Origin of the sequence: Dactylosporangium sp. NPDC006015 (genome assembly GCF_040614215.1) — a bacterium.
GTDB lineage: Bacteria > Actinomycetota > Actinomycetes > Mycobacteriales > Micromonosporaceae > Dactylosporangium > Dactylosporangium maewongense.
Genome location: NZ_JBEXUD010000117.1, coordinates 1 through 1,701 on the forward strand (window position 1 = coordinate 1; position 1,701 = coordinate 1,701).

Below are 1,701 nucleotides of genomic sequence, written 5' to 3' on the forward strand. Positions count from 1 at the left end.
CCCGACGAGGTCGTCGAGGGCCTGGTCGGTGCGGCCGGCGGTCGCGGCGCCGATGGGGATGTCGGTGCCGGCGCCGAGCTTGGACAGCAGCACCGTCAGCGCGGCCCGCAGCAGCATGAACATGGTCACGCCCTGGGCCCGGGCCAGGTCCTGCAGCCGGGTGTGGAGCTCGGCGTCGACGTGGATCGGCACGACGTAACCGCGGTGACTGGCCACCGCCGGGCGCCGCCGGTCCGCCGGCAGCTGCAGTTCTTCCGGGGCACCGGCCAGAGCCTGCCGCCAGTAGGCGACCTGCCGGGAGATCAGGCTGACCGGGTCGGCCTCGTCGCCGAGCAGGTCCCGCTGCCACAGGGCGTAGTCCGCGTACTGCACCGGCAGCGGTGTCCACGCCGGCGCGCGACCTTCGGCCCGGGCGGCGTAGGCGAAGGACAGGTCGTTCGCGAGGGGGCGCAGCGACCACCCGTCCCCGGCGATGTGATGCACCACGACGACGAGGACCCGTTGACCGGTTTCGGTGGTGAACAGCGAGGCCCGGATCGGGACGTCGGTCGCGAGGTCGAAGGTGTGTTCGCTGGCCGCCGTCACGGCCTCGTCGAGGTCGGCCGCGGCGACGTCGCTCGCCTGGAGCTGCCAGTCCACGGTGTCGAGGGGGATGACGTGCTGGAACGGCCGGCCGTCGACGGTGGGGAAGACGGTGCGCAGCACTTCGTGCCGGCCGATGACGTCGAGCAGTGCGGCACCCAGCGCGGCCGGGTCGACATGGCCGGGCAGGCCCAGGACCAGCGGGATGTTGTAGAGGGCGCTCGGGCCTTCGAGCTGCCCGATGAACCACAGCCGTTGCTGGGCGAACGACAGCGGAAGGCGGTCCGGGCGTTGCCACGGGACCAGCGCGGAGCGGGCCTGTTGCGCGCCGGGCAGGTGGGCGGCGAGCCCGGCCACGGTCGGGGCCTCGAACAGCGTCCGCAACGTCAGCTCGACGCCGAACACGGCCCGGATCCGGCTGACCAGACGCACGGCCAGCAGGGAGTGTCCGCCGAGGTTGAAGAAGTCGTCGTCGACCCCGACCGCGTCCAGGCCCAGGACTTCGGCGAAGGCGAGGCAGAGCAGCTCTTCCCGCACGGTGGCCGGGGCCCGGCCGGCGACGGCGGCGGCCGCGAAGTCGGGTGCGGGCAGGGCCCGCCGGTCCAGCTTGCCGTTGGCGGTCAGCGGCAGCGCGGCCAGTAGCACCGTGGCGGCGGGCACCATGTAGTCGGGCAGCCGTTCGGCGACGAACCCGTGCAGCGTCGCCGGCAGGTCGTCGCTCGCACCGTCGACGGGGACCACGTAGGCGACGAGGCGCTTGTCGCCGGTCGTGTCCTCCCGGGCGATCACCGCCGCCTGCGCCGCCTGCGGGTGAGCGAGCAGGGCGACCTCGATCTCGCCCGGCTCGACCCGGAACCCGCGGATCTTCACCTGCTCGTCACCACGACCCACGAACGCCAGGACACCCTCACCGGTCCAACGCACGACATCGCCCGTGCGGTACAACCGGCCACCATCATCGAACGGATGCGCGACAAACCGCTCCGCCGTCAGCGCACTCTGCCCGACATATCCGCGGGCCAGGCCGGCACCCGCCACATACAACTCACCGGCCACACCCACCGGCACCGGCATGAGCCGCTCATCCAACACATACGCCTGAGTACCGCGAATCGGGGC

1 protein-coding gene is annotated in these 1,701 nt (G+C 72.6%); it reads right to left on the minus strand.

Features of this window, described 5'->3' with window-relative positions:
* On the minus strand, positions 1-1,656 hold a 1,656-nt coding region (locus tag ABZ321_RS58185; protein WP_354905692.1), incomplete at its 3' end, for a condensation domain-containing protein.
* Positions 1,657-1,701: the final 45 nt, after the last annotated feature.